The sequence below is a fragment of the Azospirillum sp. TSO22-1 genome (genome assembly GCF_003116015.1).
Lineage (GTDB): Bacteria > Pseudomonadota > Alphaproteobacteria > Azospirillales > Azospirillaceae > Azospirillum.
The window spans coordinates 1-14725 of the sequence record NZ_LGQZ01000174.1 but is presented as its reverse complement, the minus strand read 5'-3'; the positions used below and the strand labels follow the sequence as shown (position 1 = coordinate 14725).

The 14725-nt window shown below is 73.6% G+C and carries 11 protein-coding genes and 1 tRNA gene; 7 read left to right on the top strand and 5 right to left on the bottom strand.

From position 1 onward, the window contains the following. The 3 genes from TSO221_RS32410 to TSO221_RS32400 form a co-directional block, all read left to right on the top strand. A partial coding sequence (locus tag TSO221_RS32410) for a methionine adenosyltransferase domain-containing protein (RefSeq protein WP_158284278.1) occupies positions 1–287 on the top strand: 287 nt, incomplete at its 5' end. Next, the gene (locus TSO221_RS32405) at positions 287–508 is read left to right on the top strand and encodes a hypothetical protein (RefSeq protein ID WP_109122596.1); all 222 of its coding nucleotides are present in this window, start codon (positions 287–289) and stop codon (positions 506–508) included. The genes TSO221_RS32410 and TSO221_RS32405, both read left to right, overlap by 1 nt. A 103-nt stretch (positions 509–611) precedes the next feature. After that, positions 612–686, top strand: a tRNA-Thr gene (locus TSO221_RS32400). A 19-nt stretch (positions 687–705) separates the two neighbouring features. On the opposite strand, the gene TSO221_RS32395 is transcribed toward TSO221_RS32400, so the two are convergent. Further along, positions 706–2064: a metallopeptidase TldD-related protein gene (locus tag TSO221_RS32395; RefSeq protein WP_109122595.1), complete on the bottom strand. Its 1359-nt coding sequence runs from the start codon at positions 2062–2064 to the stop codon at positions 706–708. Positions 2065–2185: 121 nt separating this feature from the next. Then, on the bottom strand, positions 2186–6220 hold the full coding sequence (locus TSO221_RS32390; RefSeq protein ID WP_109122594.1) for a DUF4347 domain-containing protein: 4035 nt from the start codon (positions 6218–6220) through the stop codon (positions 2186–2188). Between the two features lie 557 nt (positions 6221–6777). Between TSO221_RS32390 and TSO221_RS32385 the strand changes: the two genes are divergently transcribed. Then, positions 6778–7881: a glycosyltransferase family 61 protein gene (locus tag TSO221_RS32385; RefSeq protein ID WP_158284277.1), complete on the top strand. Its 1104-nt coding sequence runs from the start codon at positions 6778–6780 to the stop codon at positions 7879–7881. Between the two features lie 7 nt (positions 7882–7888). Here the strand turns inward: TSO221_RS32385 and TSO221_RS36990 are convergent, their stop codons facing one another. Further along, positions 7889–9274, bottom strand: a complete 1386-nt coding sequence (locus TSO221_RS36990; RefSeq protein WP_109122592.1) for a carbohydrate-binding domain-containing protein — start codon at positions 9272–9274, stop codon at positions 7889–7891. Between the two features lie 220 nt (positions 9275–9494). On the opposite strand from TSO221_RS36990, the gene TSO221_RS32375 reads away from it, so the two are divergent. Then, positions 9495–11072, top strand: a complete 1578-nt coding sequence (locus TSO221_RS32375) for a matrixin family metalloprotease (RefSeq protein ID WP_158284276.1) — start codon at positions 9495–9497, stop codon at positions 11070–11072. Positions 11073–11077: 5 nt separating this feature from the next. Here the strand turns inward: TSO221_RS32375 and TSO221_RS32370 are convergent, their stop codons facing one another. After that, positions 11078–11410 (bottom strand): DUF1491 family protein, encoded by a 333-nt coding sequence (locus TSO221_RS32370; protein WP_109122590.1) that lies wholly within the window; start codon positions 11408–11410, stop codon positions 11078–11080. Between the two features lie 17 nt (positions 11411–11427). Beyond that, entirely contained in the window at positions 11428–12417 is a 990-nt protein-coding gene (locus tag TSO221_RS32365) for a M23 family metallopeptidase (RefSeq protein ID WP_109122589.1), read from the bottom strand. A 124-nt stretch (positions 12418–12541) separates the two neighbouring features. Between TSO221_RS32365 and lptF the strand changes: the two genes are divergently transcribed. Beyond that, positions 12542–13663 carry an LPS export ABC transporter permease LptF gene (lptF, locus tag TSO221_RS32360; protein ID WP_247878374.1) on the top strand — a complete coding sequence of 374 codons (1122 nt, stop codon included), beginning with the start codon at positions 12542–12544 and terminating at the stop codon, positions 13661–13663. Positions 13664–13673: 10 nt separating this feature from the next. Continuing rightward, the gene (locus TSO221_RS32355; RefSeq protein WP_109122588.1) at positions 13674–14645 is read left to right on the top strand and encodes a glycosyltransferase family 9 protein; all 972 of its coding nucleotides are present in this window, start codon (positions 13674–13676) and stop codon (positions 14643–14645) included. Positions 14646–14725: the final 80 nt, after the last annotated feature.

Sequence of the window (14725 nt, the reverse complement as noted above, 5' to 3'; positions counted from 1 at the left end):
CCGACAAGTGCACGATCCAGCTGAGCTACGCGATCGGCGTGTCGAAGCCTTTGTCGGTGTACATCGACACCGCGGGCACGGGTAAGGTGGACGAGGACCGCCTGTCGGACGTGCTGCAGCAGCTGGTGAACCTGTCCCCGCGCGGCATCCGCACGCACCTCGGGCTGAACAAGCCGATCTACGCGCGCACCGCCGCCTACGGCCACTTCGGCCGCGAGCCGGACGCCGACGGCGGCTTCTCCTGGGAGAAGACCGACCTCGTCGAGGAACTGCGCAAGGCGTTCTGATGATCGGCAACGACGGCAAGCCGGTGTCCCGCGAGCAGCTGCGCGGGCACGTGGCGACCTACAACGGCCAGCCGCGCGGCTCGAAGGAGTTCGCCGGCATCCCGCGGGCGCTGGTGACGGTCATGGACGGGCTGAAGCCCGGCAAGACCACCTACGTCCGCTGCGCCGACGGGCAGATCCAGCTCGCCCGGCGCAAGGACAACAGCGTCTCCGCCGGCTGACGCCGCCGGGTTCGGGCTGTTGATGTTTGACAGGCCGGCCCGGCTTTGCTAATCACCGCGCCCCGACCCGGAACGGTCCGGTTCAAGGTCGGGGACGCGGTGCGCTGCCGTAGCTCAGTGGTAGAGCACTCCCTTGGTAAGGGAGAGGTCGAGAGTTCAATCCTCTCTGGCAGCACCATCCCCCTCGGACGATCCCGTCAAAGGCCCGCGACCGTCATGCCGTCGATGCGCACGGTCGGCGCGTCCATGCCGTAGCGCGCGTCGAGGTCGTCGGCCGCCTCCAGGTTCAGGAACATGTCCTTGAGGTTGCCCGCCACCGTCAGCTCGCTGACCGGGTAGGCCAGCTGTCCGTCCTCGATCCAGAAGCCGCTGGCGCCGCGGCTGTAGTCGCCGGTGACGGGATTGACGCCCATGCCCATCAGTTCGGTGACGTAGAGCCCGTCCCTGATCTCGCCGAGGAGGGAGTCCCGCGAGCGCCTGCCGGCCGCCATGTGGATGTTGGACGGCGCCGGGCCCGGCGGGCCGGAGACGCCGCGCGCGGCGTGGCCGGTGCCGGCCAGCCCGAGCTGCCGGGCCGAGCGCAGGTCGAGCAGCCAGCCGGCCAGCCGGCCGTCCTCGACGATGGCGCGCGGGGCGACGGCCATCCCCTCCGCGTCGAAGGGGCGCGAGCGCAGCCCGCGGCGGCGCAGCGGGTCGTCTACCACGGTGACGCCGGCGGGGAAGACCGGCTGGCCCAGCCGGTCCTTCAGGAAGCTGGTGCCGCGCGCCACCGCCGGGCCGGAGACCGCAGCCACCAGATGGTCGAGCAGCGAGGCCGCGGTGCGCGGCTCGAACACCACGGGCACCCTGCGGCTGCCCACCTTGCGGGCGCCGAGCCTGGCCGCGGCGCGCTCCCCGGCCCGGCGGCCGATGCCGGCGGGGTTGCGCAGGTCGGCGGCGTGCACGGTGGTGTCGTGCTCGTGGTCGCGCTCCATGACCGTACCGTCGCCGGCCAGCATCCAGGCGAGCAGCGAGCGCCGCGTGTGCGCGTGCGCCCCGGCGAAGCCGTTGCTCGCCACCAGCGCCGTCACCGAGCGGCTCCAGCTCGCCTCGACCGTCCGCGAGTTGACCACGCCGGGCACCGCCAGGGCGGCCTCCTCGGCGGCGCGCGCCTGCCCGGCCAGTTCCGCCGGGTCGGGCTTGGCGGGGTCGCAGAGGTCGAGGTCCGGCCAGGAGCGCGCCCACAGGCCGGGCTCGGCGAGGCCGCAGAACGGGTCCTCGGGCACCGCGCGGGCCATGGCGACGGCGCGCTCCACCAGGTCGGCCAGCGCCCGCGGGGTGCGGTCGGCGGTGGAGACGATGGCCTGGCGCCGGCCGACGAACACCCGCAGGCCGAGCTTCCGGGACTCGGCGCGGATGACCCGCTCCAGCGCGCCGAAGCGGCTGGCGGCGGTCAGCGACACGCCGTCGGCGGCGACCGCGTCGGCGTCGTCGGCGCCGGCCGCCGCCGCCCGGCGGACCAGATCGTCGAGCAGGTCGAGCGTGGCGGCGGCCTCGGTGTGCGATCGGTCGGTCATGCGGGGCACCCGGCGGGAGGAAGGGGCGGGGCGCGATCATAGCAGGGTGGGGGGCGCCGGACATAAAAAGGCGGCCGGCACTGTCGTGCCGGCCGCAAGTCCGTCCATCGCAGGAGACGGGTTAGAGCACCGTGTTGTCGTGGCGGTTCGCCTGCGGGCCCTGCGACGCGGCGCCGTCGGACCACGTCAGCGACCCGCTGCCGTCCTGGGCGTGCAGGGAGAGGGCGTCCAGCCCCTGCCCGTCGGACGGCGACAGCTCCGCCGCCATCATCGCCACCCGCACCTGGTTGGACAGCTCCAGCTGGCGCTGGTGGATGTAGGCCACGGTGACGTCGTGGGCGCTCTGCGGCGTCACGCCGCCGAGGCTGGCCGGGTCGAAGGCGGTGAGCGAGCGGCCCTCCTGCCGGCCGTGGCGGAGGTAATGCAGCTCCGCGGCGTTGGTGTCGGTGCCGAAGGCGGCGATCAGGTCGTCGTTGCTGGCGATGTAGCGCAGCGTGTCGAAGCCTTCGGCGCTGCGGCCCTCCTGGCGCCCGAACTGGATGTAGTGCGCGGCCGCCGCCGGGACGTTCTCGCCGAAGGCCGCCGCCACGTCGGCGTTGGCCGCCAGGTAGTTGAGCGCGTCGAAGCTCACCGTGCGCCCCTCGGCCTGCCCGAACGTCTGGTAGTGCCACGCCAGCGCGTCGCGGTTGGTGCCGAAGGCCGCCGACAGGTCCTCGTACGAGGCGCCGTAGGCCAGCGGGTCGAAGGGCAGCCGGCCCTCGGCCCGGCCGTGCTCGATGTAGTGGCGCGACAGCGCGTCACGGTCCGAGCCGAAGGCCGCGGTGAGGTCCGGGTAGGCCTCGCCGTAGACCACCGGGTCGAAGGTGATCGTCCGCCCCTCGGCGTGCCCGTACTGGATGTAGTGGCGGGCCAGCGCGTCGCGGTCGGCACCGAAGGCGGCCGACAGGTCGGCGTAGGAGGCGCCGTAGGCCAGCGGGTCGAAGGTGACGATGCGGCCCTCGGCCTGGCCGTACTGCTCGTAGTGCTGCAGGCCGGCCTCGGCGTTGGCCCCGAACGCCGCGATCAGGTCGGGGTGGGAGGCGATGTAGGCCAGCGGCGTGAAGGGCAGCGCCACCGGCTGCACCACCGGCTGGGAGACCGGGTCCACCGGCGGCTCCGGCGTCGGGGTCTGCGGCGTGATCGGGTCCTGCGGCACCGTGACCGGCGGCGTCGGGTCCTGCTGCGTCGGCGGCGGGTTCTGCGGGGGCGGATCCTGCGGCGGGGGCGACGACGCGTCGTCGTTGGTGATGACGCCGAGCGCGCTCACCGTGGCGCCGAGGGTGGCGCCGGTGGCGTTCGACAGGGTGACGGTGAAGCCCTCGTCGCTCTCCACCGCGCCGTCGCCGGCGACCGCGACGGTGATGGTCCTGGTCGTCTCGCCGTCGGCGAAGCTGACCGCGCCGCCCGGCAGGCTGCCGCCGAAGTCGGCCGCGTCGGCCGCATTGGCGCCGGAGCCGGCGACCGCCCACTGCACCGTGGAGGCGCCCGCGGTGTTGCCGGAGCGGGTGACGGTGAAGGCGTACTCGGTGGTGGAACCGGCCGCCCCCTCGGCGTGCGTCACCGTGCCGCCGGCCATGGCGATCTCGCCCGGCGTCGGGGCCGGCGGTTCGTCGTCGTTGACGATGATGCCGAGCGCCCCTCCACCATCGGGAGAGACCGTGGCGTTCGTGGCCTGTGTCAGGATGACGCGGAACTGCTCGTCGAACCCGCGGGAGCCCGGCTCGTAGTCGTTGTCTCCCCTTGCGGTCACCACGATCTCCTTCGACGTCTCGCCGTCCGCGAAGGTCAGGGTACCCTGCATCAGATCGCCTGTCAGAGAGCCGCCGACGATGTCGTTCCCGTCGATCGGAGCCATGCCCCAGCCCTGGACCGCCCACCCCACCGTGGCTTCGCCGACGGTGCTGCCGGTGCGGGTGACCGTGAAGGTGAAGTCGGTGGTGGTGCCGGCGTCGCCCTCCGCGTGCGAGACGGTCTGCGGGCCGATGGACAGCACGGCCGGCGGGGGCGGCTCCTCCGACTGCCCGGCGAAGCGGAAGTTGGCAGCGGTGAGGTCGGCCAGCTGGACGCCGGACAGGATGATGCCGCTGCTGTAATCGTCGACCGGGTAGATGAACGTCCCGGTCTCGTCCTCCTGGGTGATGAGGTCGCCCATGCCGGTCAGCGCGGTGAACGCCCGCAGGTCGATGACGTCGCCGCCGGCACCGGCCTGGAAGTCGGCGATGGTCGAGTAGCCGTTGGTCGCCCCGAAGACGAAGGTGTCGGATCCGGCGCCGCCCGTCATGTAGTCGTTGCCGCCGGCGCCGGTGATCGTGTCGTCGCCGGCGCCGCCGGCCAGCGCGTCGTCGCCCGCCGTGCCGGCGATCGTTTGGTTGCCGGTGGGGTCGCCGGGGTTGCCCGGATCGCCGCCGGGGGTTCCGCCGGGGGTTCCACCCGTGCCGCCGCCGGCCGGGGGCGCGCCGCCGTAGCCGACGGCGTTGTTGGCGACCACGAACTGCGTGGTATCGAAGACACCGGCCAGCGTCAGGGTCACCGCGCCGCCGCCGCTGCCGATGTGCAACAGGGTGTTGCCGTTCGCCACCTCGGCGGTGACGTCGCCGGCGCCGATGGCTAGGCCAGAGATGCGGAGCACGTCGCCCGCCTTCAGCCCGGTGACGCTGGTGAAGCCGGCGGCCTGAGCCGCGGTCATGGTGACGTCGTGCGCCGCCGCACCGGTGAGCGCCAGCGTCTCGACGCTGGTCAGCGTCATGCCGGCGATGTTGACCGCCGCCGAGGCGGGGGCGGTGTTGAACTCCCAGTCGGTCAGTTCGGCCGAGGAGATCTCCAGCGTGTCGGTGCCGGTGCCGCCGTTGAAGCTGACCGTGCCGGCGTCGGCTTGGTTGACGACGACGTAGCGGTCGTTGCCGGCGCCGCCGTCGATGAGGTCGGACTGCGCCTCCGAATAGGTCCCGGCGACGTCCATGCCGGCGAGGATAGTATCGTCGCCGTCGCCGCCGTCGATGGTGTCCTGGCCCCAGTCGCCCTTCATCAGATCGTTGCCGGCCCCGCCGTGCATCACGTCGAGGCCGCCGCCGCCGGCCATCGAATCGTTGCCGCCGTCGCCATACATCAGGTCGTTGTCGGCGCGCCCGTAGAGCAGGTCGTCGCCGGCCCCGCCGTATTGGGTGTCGTCGCCGTCGCCGGCCTCCAGCGTGTCGTTGCCGGCGCTGCCGTGCTCGACGTCGTTGCCGGCATGGCCCCAGAACCACACCGGGTCGGCGCCGGCGGTCATGGTGTCGTCGTAGCCGGTGCCGATCCAACGCTGGATGTTGACGAAGACGTCGCCAGCCGCGTCGCCGGTGCTGTTGGCCGGCGTGCCGAGGTCGAGGGTGATGCCCGCGGTGGAGTTCTCGTAGGTGGCGTTGTTGAAGCCGTTGCCGCCGACCAGGGTGTCGGCGCCCGCTCCGCCCTCCAGCACGTCGCCGGCTTGGCCGTTGACGATCAGGCCGTCGTTGCCGCCGGCCTCCAGGCGGTCGTCGCCGGCGCCGCCCATCAGGAAGTCGTGGCCGGTGCCGCCGACGATGCTGTCGTCGCCGCCCTGGCCGTTGATGGTGTTGCCGGTGTCGTCGCCGACCAGCGTGTCGTTGCCGTTGCTGGGCGTGCCGGTGAAGGCCAGCAGGTGTGGCCACGCCGGGGTGCCGGCGAAGGGAGACGAGGCGTGCACGGCTGCGGTCGCGACGTCGAGCGTCCAGCGCCCGCCGAGCGCGGCGTCGCCCACCGGGCGAGAGGACGCCGCCACCCGGGTGCCGGTCGCCGCCGCCAAGCGGTCGAGGAAGCGGCGCCCGGCCTCGCCGGCGCCGGTGCGGCAGGCGTGGATCAGGATCTCGGTGCCCGTGGCGTCCGGCCAGCAGCGGTCGGCTAGCGAGGCGAGGTCGAGCGGGTGCGCGCCCAGCAGCACGCGGCCCGGCTCGCCGTGCGCCAGGAGGTGCACGGTGGACGGACGCTCGGCGAGCGCGGCGGCCAGGATGGCGTGGGCATCCTCGGACGCGGAAACCAGGATGGTGCGAATGCCGGGGCGCTGTTGCGCGGCCAGGACGTTGAAGTCCTCGAGGCCGCCGTCCGCGATCAGTATCTCATGCACTTCTATGTCTCCTTGCGATGTCGCCCGCCACCAAAGGGCTCAGGCAGAACGTGTCCGTTCCGGTCAATTCTGGTGACCGGTTATGGACTGAATTCACCAATGAAGCGGTGGTGTGGTCCTAATTTGGCAAATACAACGACGCTCACAATCCGAAATTCCGGGCTAATCGTCGCCATTCACCTGGATGTCGGCAACGATAGATGTGAGTAGATTGCAAGAGGACTTTCGCGATCAGGGTAAGCATGGCTCGTGAAGCAGGTAGACTGGGAGTATGGCGACTTCCGTCTTTTCGAATGAGAGAATTCCGGAAATGGGTAGGGGCTCGCCGGCCGCGTTGTCCTGTCTTCGTCTTCGCGTTACCCATTCTCGCGCGGCGGACGGCGTATCCGGGTGGGCGGATGCGGACGGGGCAGGGCGGGCGCGGTGCCGGCGGGTCCCTATCCCGGGTAGGGCAGACCGTTTGCGTCGGTTGCCGCGACCGGCGGCCGTACCCATCCTGCCGGTGTGCGGGAGCGGCCGGCGTCGCCCCGGCGCGGAATCGGCAAGCGGGTGGCGGCATGCACGGCGATCAGGGGCTGTCCGACGGTGGGATCTGGCACCCGACCGGCCGCGGCACCGTCGTCATGCGGGCGGCCTATGCCAGCATCGAGCAGCGTGGCGCCCGGCTCGCCCGGTTGGCGCCGGCGCCGCTCCGGCTGCCGCCGGGGTACGGCGCCGCGACACTCGATCCGGCGCTGTTCCGGCTGTGCGACGTGGTGGCGTTGCCGACCCCCGGCGACTGGCGCTTCCTCACCGGGGACGGGCATCTGGTGCTGGGCGGCGTGGCGGTCTGGCCGGCGAAGCCGGCGGGGGCGCTCAACCCCGGCGCCCCGCTGGAGGAGCGGGTGTTCCACGTCGAGCTTGAGGGCATGCCGGCCGCCGTCGAGGAGGAGTGCCTGTGGCTGGGCGGGCCGTCGCCGGCCAACTATTACCACTGGGTCATCGACACGCTGCCGCGGCTGCTGGCGCTGCGCGCCTGCGAGGAGCTGTGGGAAGGGCGCCGGCTGCTGGCGTGCGCGGCGCTCGCCGGCTATATGCGGGAGTCCCTGGACCTCCTCGGCGTGCCGATGGATGCGCTGCTGCCGGTGGCGGGGCCGACGTGGCTGCGCAGCGTCTGCGTGGTCTCGAACCTGTCGAGCTACGGGTACGTCCACCCGGTGGCGCTCGCCGCGCTGCGCAACGCCTTCCTGCCGCTGGTCGGGGGAGAGGATGGGGGGGACGGAGAAGGACGTCGCATCCTGGTGCTGCGTGGCGACGCCGCCCGGCGGCGCCTGCGCAACGAGGCGGAGGTGGCGGCGTGGGCGGCTTCGCGCGGCTTCGCGGCGGTGTCGCTCGCCGGCATGGGCTTCCTCGAGCAGGTCCGGCTGTTCCGCCGGGCGCGGATCGTGCTGGGCGCGCACGGCGCCGGCCTGACCAACCTGGCCTGGGCACCGCCGGAGCGCTGCGCGCTGATCGAGCTGACCTCTGGCGCGCCGAGCCTGAACCACTTCCAACGGTTGGCCGGACGGCTGCGGATACCCTACCGCCGCGTCGCCGCGGCGGGGGCGGCGGATCGCGACGCCGACTTTACCGCCGACCTGGACGCGCTGGAGTGCGCCCTGGCCGGGGTGGAGGGAGGCTGAGCGGCCGTCAGGCCGCGTGCCAGTCGGGCGTCGTGTCGAAGGCGTGCGGCTCGAACGGGAGCAGTGCCGCCGTGTCGACCGCGGTGTGGTGCAGGTCGTCGGTGGAGGCGGCGGCTGCCGCCGCAAGCTGGGGCTGCCCCTGTGCGACGGCGTGCGCCCAGACCGCGTCGGCGCCGCCTGCCGCCGATGCCGCTGGGAAGTACGATTTGTCGGCGTTGACCACCAGCGTGCCGCTCCACCACAGGCCGGACTGGCCTGCCGCCACGTCGCGGCCGTCAAGGGCACCCTTGTCGTAGGTGACGTTGCTGGCGGTCGGGGCGACGGCGTGGCCGCCGATGGTAATCTTGTTGACGATCAGGTTGCGGTCCTGGCCGTTGATCACCGTGTCGTTGTCGTACTGCACCTGCACCTTGTGCGCGGCGTCCGGCGCGACGTCGGCGGTGAAGGCGAAGTCCTTGGCGCTGGCGCCGACGGTGTTCTCGCCGACCTTCTTGCCGTCGATCAGCAGGTTGAAGTGCGCATCGACGCCGCCCGCCGCGGTGCCCTGGGCGTTGACCACGACGGTCGTGCCGCCGCCGGCGGCCGGGGCGGCCTTGTAGGTGGCGGCTAGCTTGGCGAGCAGCGCCGCCGTGTCGAGGTCGGCGTAGCCGGTGCCGCCGACCGGCTTGCCGGTCTCCCTGGCCAGCGCGACGAACTCGTCGGCGCTGAGGCGGCTGCCGCGCAGCTGCATGGCGGCCTCCTGCACCTGCGCCACCGCGGCGGTCACCGCCGGGGCGGCGAAGGAGGAGCCGCTTGCCAGGTAGGTCTGGCCGGCCAGGTTGGTCAGCGGGACCTGGGTGCCGTCGGCGCAGATGTCGGTCAGCGCCGGGCTGCGCTGCGCCCAGGTCGGGAACTGGCCGTCGCCGGTCGAGGCGGAGACGCAGACCACGTTGGGGTCGGCGGCGTAGAACGAGACATCCTGCGTGGCGCCGTCCTGGCCGGCGTTGCCGGCGGCGGCGACGGTGAGGACGCGCTTGGCCGCCAGCGCGGCGACCTCGTCGGAGAAGCTGGTGGTGGTCGGCGCGGCGACGGCGCCGCCGGCCAGCGACAGATTGACGGCGACCACGTTGTAGGCGTCGGCGTTGGCGACCACCCACTGCATCGCCTTCTCGATGGTGGCGTCGCTGGTGGCGCTGCCGTCGTCGGGCAGCACCTTCAGCGCGATGATCCCGACCCCGGGGTCCTTCTGCACGATCTCCGACGTCACCAGGGCGCCGTGCGTGTTGGCGAGGGTGGTCTTCGCGTCGTTGTCGCCGTTCAGGAAATCCTGCTGGTAGACCAGCGTGCCGGTGTCCCAGGAGGACGACCAGCCGCTGTCGATGACGACGACGTTGCCCTTCGTGCCCGTTGCCATGGCGTGTCACTCGCTTTTGTCTGCGTTCCGGCGCCGGAGGATAGGCGGGACGGCGTGACCGCACGATGACCAGCCTGGTCGAAAGATGGGACATCGCCCCGACGCAGGCATCCGAACGCGCATCCCGTGCAACCGACCGACCCCTGACGCGTTTGTCCTGCATCGACGGCGCCATCGCCGCGCCGTCGGAGGGCGTCATTTCGGAAGGCAGGGATTATCCATGGAGTCGGCCACTGCTCCCTACTACGTGTCCGCGCTGCTGGCGCCGGGCGCCGCGCACTGGGGGCCGGGAGGCACGGTGCTCGGCGGCGGGCAGACCGGGCAGGCCGCCACCGTCACCTTCGGCTTCCCGGGCAGCGCCGCCGGCCTGACCGGCGCCGACGCGTCGGGCTTCGCCCCGATGGGCGAGGCGCAGAAGGCGGCGGCCCGGCAGGCGCTCGGGGCGTGGGCGGCGGTCGCCGGCCTGACCTTCGTCGAGACCGCGGACCCGGCGGCGGAGATCCGCTTCGGCACCAACCGCCAGGGCGGCGCCTCGGCCGCCTACGCCTACTACCCCGGGGCCGCGCCCGGCGGCGGGGTCTTCCTGGCCAACGACGTTGCCGGCAACGCCGCGCCGGTCCAGGGCACCTACGCGTTCCTGACGCTGGTGCACGAGACCGGCCACGCGCTCGGCCTCAAGCACCCCGGCGACTACGACGCGCGGATCCGGCAGGGCCAGGACCCCTTCCTGCCGGCCGCCGAGGACAACCGCGTCTACAGCGTCATGTCCTACAACCAGGGCACCGTGCCGGCGGGCGTCTGGCCGACCGGGCCGTCGATCTACGACATCGCCGCCGTGCAGCACCTGTACGGCGCCAACATGGCCGCGGCCCCCGGCGACACCGGCTACGCGGTGGAGGGCGGCCGCTACCGCGCCGTCTGGGACCCGAACGGCGTCAACGCGCTGGACGCCCGCGCGCAGGCGGCGCCGGTCACCCTCGACCTGCGCCCCGGCGGGGTCAGCACGGTGGGCGGGCAGGCCGCCCTCGGGCTCGCCTTCGGCACGCGGGTGCAGCGCGCCTACGGCGGCGCCGGCGACGACACGCTGATCCCCAACGCCCTGGGCGACGCGCTGGACGGCGGCGGCGGCGGCAACACCGCGGTGTTCGCCCAGGCCCGCGCGGCCTACGCGCTGACCCGCATGACCGACCCGGCGCTCGCCGGCACCTACGTCGTCGCCGGGCCGGACGGCAACAGCGTGCTCACCAACATCCAGAGCGCGCGCTTCGCCGACGGCGCCGTCGTGCCGCTCGACCCGTCCACCGCGGCGCCCTTCGACGCGCTGCGCTACATGAGCAGCAACCCCGACGTGGCGCGCGCCTACGGCGGCGACGCCGGGGCGGCGGCGCTGCACTACGTGACGCACGGCGTGTTCGAGCGCCGGCCGCTGGACGGGTTCGACCCGGCCGGCTACCTGGCCGGCTACCCGGACCTGGTCGCGGCGTTCGGCGCCGACGCGCGGGCCGCCGAGCGGCACTACGTCACCTACGGGGTGCGCGAGGGCCGCAGCGCCGCCGGCCTGCAGGCGCTCCAGGAGGACGACGCGGCGCAGTTCTTCCAGGGGCTGCCGGCGGCCGCGGCGGCCGTACCCGCTGCCTGGGAGCCGGCCGCCGCGGACGACCCGCTCGCGGCGCCCCTGGCGGCGCCGGCGATGGCGGGCGTGATGACGGCGGTGGACCTGCGGGAAACCCTGGCGCCCTGGGAGAGCGCCCTGGCTCCGGCGGCGCCGCCCCGGCTCGGCCCGTCGCACGACGCCTGACGGCGTCAGAACACGGCGCCCTCGAACCAGTGGCGGCCCTGCCGGTCCTCGACCTCGACGACCCAGAGGTCGGGGTCGTGCTTGAGCTGGCGGGCGATGTAGGCGTCGGCCACCGACTCCTCGACCGGCTCCGGGCCGGTCGCCCGCGACCAGCCCAGCCGCTCGTCGCGGCGGGCCTGCGCCAGCACGGCGAAGCGCCCGTCGAGCCGGTTGAGCTTGAGCAGCACCGTGCCGCGCGACGGGTCGCCCTTGCGCAGCACCATCATCGGCACGCCCTGGGCGTCGGCGGCGCGGATGTGGCCCATCACCCACAGGCCGGTCGGAAGGCGGTCGTCCATGCGTGTCTTTCCCCCGGCTAGCGGATCTCGATGCGCCGCTCGGCGTCCGCCACCACGGCGCCGTTGCGGGTGACGCTGAGCCGGCCGCTGTAGGTGCCCGGCGGCCAGCCGGCGGCGGGACGGTTCGCCGCCACCGCCAGGAACAGGGCGGCCAGGGGCTTGGGCAGGGTGGCGGTGCCGCGCTTGATCTCCCGGCCGTCCGGGCCGTGGATGCGCAGGCTGAGCTGGTCGCCCGCCTGGCCGCCGAACAGGTCGCCCCAGAAGGCGAGCACCGGCGCGTCCCGGCCCGGCGCCGCGCCGGCGTAGCCGCCGTCGCGGGCCTTGGCGTCCACCGGCGCCTCGCCGGCGAAGCCGGCGTTCAGCACGCCCGTCGCCTGATAGGCCAGCGCCGTCCGGGCCGCCTCTCCCCACAGCGGGGCGCGGCTGCCGCCGCAGGCGGCGGCGGGCTCCGGCCCGACGAAGGGGTCGATGGTCCGGCCGTCGCGGCGGACGGCGAAGTCTACGTGCGGGAACTCGGTGTTGCCGGACAGCCCGATCAGGCCGAGCTTCTGCCCGGCCTCGACCGTGTCGCCGGGGCGGACGGCGATGCTGCCCTTGCGCAGGTGGCTGTACTGCGTCTCCCAGCCGTCGCCGTGCTCGACCACCACCGCGTTGCCGGCCTCGCGGCCGGCGATGTCGCCCTTGCCGGGGTCGCGGATGCTGACGTCGTCCATGCCGTCGCGCACCCGGGTGACCCGCCCCGCCGCCGCCGCCGTCACCGCGACGCCGCGCCGCATCGCGCCGAGGTCGGGGACGCGGAAGTCGGTGCCCTTGTGGTCGTCGTAGGTCAGCCGCCCGCAGGCGTAGTCGCCGGCACCCGGCCCGGGGTCGTCGTCCACGAAGTTCTGGATGAAGCACTCCCGGCCGATCGCGCAGTCCACCGGCACCGCGAGGCTGGGCGCGTCCGCCCGGGCGGGCGCCGCGGCGAGCAGGAGAACGGCGAGCAGGAAGGGGCGGGCGATGTCCATGGCGGGCTTTCTGCCAGGAAGCCCGCCGCCCGGCAACCCGTCCGACCGGGGGTATGCCGCATGCCTCTTGACCTGGGGGGCGCTCCCCGTCAGCCTCTGGCCGCCTTTTCGCGGATCCGCAGTGATGATGACCCGACTGGAACGCTACCTGTTCCGCAATCTCTTGGTGGCGACCCTCTATTCGACGGCCGGCCTGACCGTGACCATCTGGCTGACGCAGTCGCTGCGCCTGATCGAGATCGTCGTCGAGGCCGGGGCGCCGCTGCGGCTGTTCCTGTGGCTGCTGCTGCTGACGGTGCCGACCTTCCTGGGCATCGTGCTGCCGATCGCGCTCGTCGGCGCGGTGCTGTTCACCTACAACCGGCTGACCATGGACAGCGAGCTGGTGGTGATGCGCGCCGCCGGCGTCGGGCCGTTCCGGCTGGCGCGGCCGGCGCTGGTGCTCGCCGCCGGGGTGATGGGCATCGTCTTCCTGCTGAACGTCTGGCTGACCCCGGCCGCGCACCGCGAGCTGGTGCGCCTGGAGTACGCGGTGAAGAACGACTACTCGCAGCTGTTCCTGCGCGAGGGCGTGTTCAACGACGTCGGCGAGAAGCTCAGCGTCTACCTGCGCAGCCGCGACCAGGACGGCAACCTGCACGGCGTGCTGATCCACGACGCCCGCGTCGCCGGCAAGCCGGTGACCATCATGGGCGAGAACGCCGTCATGGTGCCGGGCGAGGCGGGGGCGCGCTTCGTCGTCTTCAACGGCAACCGGCAGGAGATGGACCAGATCAAGGGCCGCCTGTCGGAGCTGTACTTCGAGCGCTACGCCATCGACATCAAGCTGCGCACCGACACCCGCGGCGACCGCTGGCCGGACGCCCGCGAGCGCTCCATGGCCGAGCTGCTCGACCCGCCAGCCGACCTCGCCCAGTACGACCGCATCGTCCGGCAGATGCGGGCGGAGCTGCACCACCGCCTGTCCTCGCCGCTGTTCTCGCTGGCCTTCGTCCTGGTGGCGCTGGCCAGCCTGCTGTCCGGCGAGTTCAACCGGCGCGGCCAGGCGTCGCGGGTGACGCTGGCGATCCTCGCCGTGGTGGTGCTGCAGGCGGCGTCGCTGGGCCTGACCAGCCTGTCCACCCGCATGGGCAACTTCATCCCGCTGATGTACCTGCTGCCGCTGCTGGTGCTGCTGCCGGCCGGCTGGGTGCTGGCCGGCGGCCGGCGGCTGCCCCGGCGCCCGGCGGCGGCCGCCGCCGGCTGACGGGCCGCCCGTGCGCATCCTCTTCATCACCTCGAACCGCATCGGCGACGCGGTGCTGTCCACCGGGCTGCTCGGCCATCTGGTGGAGGCGCACCCGGACGCCCGCCTCACCGTCGCCTGCGGGCCGATCGCCGCGCCCCTGCTGCGCGCCGTGCCGCGGCTCGACCGGCTCATCCCGCTCGCCAAGCGGTCCTTCGCGCGGCACTGGCTCTCCCTGTGGCTGGCCTGCGTCGGCACGCGGTGGGACCTGGTGGTCGACCTGCGCAACTCCGCGGTCGGCCGGCTGGTGCCGAGCCGCCGCCTCGCCACCCACCGGCGCCTGCCCGGCGCCCACAAGGTGGAGGAGATCGCCGCCGTCCTCGGCGTGTCGCCGGCCCCGGCGCCGCGCCTGTGGATCGACGCCGCGGCCGAGGCGGAGGCCGAACGCCTGCTGCCGGCGCGCACGCACGCCGCGCCCATCCTCGCCCCCATCCTTGCCCTGGGCCCCACCGCCAACTGGCCGGGCAAGGAGTGGCCGTCGGAACGCTTCGCCGAGCTGGCGCGCCGGCTGACCGGGCCGGCGGGCGTGCTGCCGGGGGCCCGGGTGGCGGTCTTCGCCGCCGGCAACGAGGTGGCGCGCGCCCGGCCGCTGCTGGACGCCCTGGGCGGGGCGGCCATCGACCTCACCGGCCGCACCGACCCGCTGGCGGCGGCGGCCTGCCTGCGGCGGGCGGCGCTGTACGTCGGCAACGATTCCGGCCTGATGCACATCGCCGCCGCGGTCGGGACGCCGACCATCGGCCTGTTCGGCCCCGGCTGGCCGGAGATGTACGGCCCCTGGGGCCCGCGGGCCCGCGCCGTGGTCAGCGCCGAGCCGCGCGAGGCCCTGTTCGCCCGCTGGAAGGCCGGCGGGGCCGGGCTGATGGACGGCATCGCGGTGGACGCCGTGGAGGAGGCCGCGCGCACCCTGTGCGGCGCGCCGGCCCTGCTCAGCCGAGGCTGAGGCTGCCGGCGCCCAGGCCCGGGGCGCCGCTGAACTTCGACAGCAGCCGCACCTCGCCGGCGGCGAGGGTGCCGTCGCCG